The following is a 4,238-nucleotide window of genomic DNA, read 5'->3' on the forward strand; positions in this document are numbered from 1 at the left end:
CGCCGCGCTGTCGCCCTGCTCCACCTTACAGCGGGCCAGTAGCAGCTCGCGGTCCGGGCTGTCGAAATCCGGGCGGGCCGCGCCCAGGCGCTCCAGTATCGCCGAGGCCTCCCCGGTCTCACCCTCCAGGAAACTGTCCCACGCTAAGTCCAGCCACCAGCCAGCGCTGTCCGGGTGCGCGGACAGCCAGGGCTCCATAGACTCGCGCAGTTTCTTCTGCAGCCCGAAATCCGGGTCCGGGCAGGAGTCGCGCCAGAGCCGGTAGGCCCCGGGATAAGCCGGGTCGAGGCAGAGCAGCTCGACCAGTGCCCCGGAAGCCTGGCTGTGGCCGTCCGCCCCGCCGTAGCTGAGCTGCACCTGCGCTTTCTCCATCAGCAGGCCGGAGTTGTCCGGGGCCAGGGACAGCCCTTTGCGGCAGGCGACCTCGGCCCGGTAATTGTCGTGGAGGAGAAGGCGCTGGGTGCGTGAGACTCCGAGCCAGGCCGCGAGGCGCAGGCTGTCTTCTGTCAGCCCGGTGGCGTCCCGGTAATCGCGCAGCGCGGCCTTGCCATCGCCGCGGGCGAAATTCAGCCTGGCCCGGGCCAGCCGCGCCGCACCGTCATGCTTGTCCTGTTTCAGGGCCGTGTCCAGGATTTGGAGCGCGGCCGCGGTGTCCGCCCGTTCCAGCGCGGCCGCGGCCCTTTCCGCCTCGTTCTGAGCGGCCGCGGCCGTGACAGTCAGAAGCGCACAGAGCGCCAGAGCGCTCAGCATTCCGGTTGACAGGCGGGAACTTTTTCCGGACATGGACGGCCTCCACGCGATCAGTGATCCAGCGTTACCGAGGTTTCGACAGCAAGATTGTCTGTTTTGCAACGTTTGGTGGGTATTGTGTAGGATACAATTGATTATAAAGCCGGCAGGAGGCGGAAGTCAAGCAAGTTAACGGAAAGGATGAAACATGTCAGCGGGTGTCCTGAGCACTGTCGGCGGCGATGTCGAAGAAGGTTTCCTCGATGTCCCAGCCGCCGCCCTCCAGGTCGCGGGTCTGGATCACCAGTCGGTAGGAGCCGGGCAGAAGGCCCTCGGTTTCGAGGGTGAAAGTCTCCACCACCGGGCCGCCGCCGCCGGGGGCGATGCGCTGGAAGATATGCCTGAGGCTGGTCTGGGTGGTCATTTCCTCGAACTCCAGGGGTGTGCTGGTCTTGTCCTGGAACTTGCGCACCTTTTTCTCACCCTCCTGCAGACGTTCCACCAGCACACCCTCGACATAGCTGCGGGTGCTGTCCGGGCTGTTCTTGAGGCCGTAAAGCTCCAGGTACACGTCGATCGTCTCGCCCCGGCTGAAACACGTGGAGGGGCGCGGCACCAGCGCGATCTGGCCACGGGCGTACTCGGGCAGGCCGGCCTCGGGCGGGCTGCCCAGGACCACGGCGCTCAGGCAGAGGCTATCGGTAGGGAACGGGGCCAGGTCCAGCACGCCCTGGGCGAGCCATCTCTCCGCCCCGGAGCTCAGGCGCAGAGCGTAGCGGTAGCGCCCCGGCTTGACAATCAGCCTGTGCACGGCCAGCCAGAGCGCCTGACGGTCGATGGTCTCGCGGTAGACCGGGCTTTCCCGCTTGAGCACCAGACGCCAGGAGTCATCGAACAGCGCCACCTCCGCGCGCGGGGCGCTCTGCCCGGGGATGCGCTCATCCTGGTAAAACTCCACCTCCAGCATGCCCGGCTCCGGGGCCATGAACTGGGCCTCGAAATAGTCACGGGCGAAGTGCAGGCTGGGGTCGGCCATGCGCTGCGACTGCACGATACGCAGGACATCGGCCAGGGATTTCTCGTACTGCGTGGGACGGAAAACGAAATCCTCAGCCTGGCCCAGCCGCTGGAACGAGAAAGGGATGATCCCGTAGTACCAGGTCTGGAGCGAGTCGGCCGGGAAACGCTCGAGCAGGGTGCAGCTTACCGAGTCCGGCGCGCCGAAACGGATGTAGAGCAGGCCCCGCGGGTCGAACCCCAGGTTGATCGCGTGCTCCCAGATCACCGGTGCGCCAAGGTCGGACAGTTCGTGCTGTGGGATGCCCAGGCGGCCGCTCTGGCGGGAGAAAATCTCGAAGCTCTGCAGGTTGTGCAGGCTGTAGTTCTGCTCGGCGAAACGCAGGCGGCGGTAGTGGGTGACCAGACGGCCGTTCACGGTCTCGAAGGGGTCGGAGTTGAACCGCACCCAGAAACGCCGCAGGAAAGCGGCCCGGTCGCCGGAGTGCCCGAAACGCTGCCACTCGTCATAGTCGTTCCTGGTGAACACCGCCTCGGCCTGACGGAGCAGGCTGGCGAAATCGCCGCTCGAGGCCGCGCTGTCCAGGGCCTTGAAATACAGGTACTGGAACGAGCGCTCATCCCCCTGCTCCAGCTTGCAGCGGGCGCGCAGAAGGGGGACATCCGGGCTGGAAAAGTTGGGGTTGGTCTGCTCCAGGCGGTCGAGGGCGGCCAGGGCCTCGCCGGTCTGGCCCAGCCTGAACCGGTCGCGGGCCAGCTCGATCCACCAGGCGGTGCTGTCGGGGTGAGCGTCAAGGAACTGCACCAGGCAACTGTCCAGGGCCTGGCATTCCTGGAGAGTCTGGTCGCGGAACAACTCGCGCCACATGCGGTAGACCCCGCGGTAGCCCGGGTTGAAACGGACCAGCCGCAACATCAGGCTGCGGGCCATGCGGTTGCCCTCCGGCGAATCGGAGGTGTAGGCCAGTTGAGCCTTGGCGTACAACTCCTCCGGGTGGGCCGGGTCGAGCGGGTTGGATTCATCGTAGAAACGGTCGTTCAGCAGGCGGCGACGGCGCAACTGGGTGAAAGTGTCGCTCAGGCCGGCCCAGGCCATGGTTTTCTGGTTTGGGTCCGGGTCGCGGAAAGCCACGCTGAAATCGGTCCAGGCCTCGACATAGCTGCCCACGGCCAGGTTGACATTCCCGCGCAGAAGCCTGGCCCGGCTGTGGTTCGGATCGAGGCTGAGCGCGCGGTTGACCTGGGCCAGGGCGTTGAGTGAGTCGGCCCCGGCGAACCCCTGGACCGCCAGCATGTAATAGTCATCCGCGCTTTCGGCCGCCGGAGCGCCGCAAACCTGGGTGGCAAGAAGCACCGCTGAGAAAAGAACCACTCGCTTTAACCAGCGCATCCGCTTGAATCCGGGTGAGGGGGCTTTTTCAATAAATAAGGCTGGTTGCTAAGATTACAACGGAAATTTAACGGTGTTCCCGAAAAATGGAAAATTTTTATAGAGTGCCAGCCGCGGTGTTGCAGTGTCCGAAACAAAGAAGGGGCGGGTAACGCACCCGCCCCTGACTTGCAGTATCCTTCACACACAGATAGGGCCGATCAGCTTATCCGTGCTCCGGGCGCCAGCGCCTTGGCCGTGTCGATCCCGCTCAGGGCCAGGGTGTCGCCGGTCACCGCGGCCAGGACCATACCCTGGCTCTCGAACCCCATCACCTGGCGCGGCTTGAGGTTGGCCACCATCAGCACCTTGCGCCCGATAAGCTCCTCGGGCCTGTAGTGCTTGGCGATGCCGGCGGCCACGGTGCGCGCCCCCAGGGGCCCCAGGTCGAGGCTCAGCCGCAGCAGCTTGTCGCTCCCCTTCACCGGCTCGGCGGCGGTGACCAGGGCCACCCGGATATCCACTTTGCGGAAATCGCCGAAATCCAGCGGCGGCTCGATCGGCTCCGACTCGGCTTTCTTCGGGGCTTCGACTGTCACCGCGCGGTCCTTGATCGCCTTTTCCTCGGCCTCGATCTGGCTGTCCTCGATCTTTGGGAACAGCACTTTCACCTCGCCCAGGGCGTGGCCGCTCTGGATCGCGTTGGCATAATCCTGCTCCCAGGGATGCTCGCGCCAGTCCGTGGAGAGTCCCAACTGGCCCCAGAGGTTCTCGGCCGAGAACGGCATGATCGGCCACATCACCATCGAAAGCGCGTGGGCGGCCTGCACGCAGAGGTTCAGCGTGGTGGCGCAATCGGCCATATCATTCTTGCGGCTGGCCCAGGGCGCCTTGTCGTTGAAATACTTGTTGCAGAACCGGGCGAACTCGGCGAAAGCATCCGCCGCGGCGCGGTAGCGGAAACTGTCGATCAGCTCGCCGATCCGCGCGGCAACAGAATCAAGCTGCCCCAGCATCTCGCGGTCCAGCTCGCCGAGCGTGTTCCGCTGCGGGACTTTTCCCTCGAAATAGCGCTGCACGAAAGTGAGCGTGCGGTTGACGAAGTTGCCCACAGCATCGGCCA

General features: G+C 65.1%; 3 protein-coding genes. All 3 read right to left on the reverse strand.

Translation table 11 applies throughout. The features are described 5' to 3' along the window. Positions 1–783 (reverse strand): hypothetical protein (locus LLH00_19470; GenBank protein ID MCE5273463.1); only part of this gene is annotated, 783 nt, incomplete at its 3' end. A gap of 157 nt (positions 784–940) precedes the next feature. Next, on the reverse strand, positions 941–3,136 hold the full coding sequence (locus LLH00_19475) for a hypothetical protein (protein MCE5273464.1): 2,196 nt from the start codon (positions 3,134–3,136) through the stop codon (positions 941–943). A 200-nt stretch (positions 3,137–3,336) separates the two neighbouring features. After that, positions 3,337–4,238, reverse strand: a 902-nt coding sequence (gene metG / locus LLH00_19480; GenBank protein ID MCE5273465.1) for a methionine--tRNA ligase subunit beta, incomplete at its 5' end; no start/stop codon positions are given.

This window comes from bacterium, from assembly GCA_021372515.1.
Classification (GTDB): Bacteria; Gemmatimonadota; Glassbacteria; order GWA2-58-10; family GWA2-58-10; genus JAJFUG01.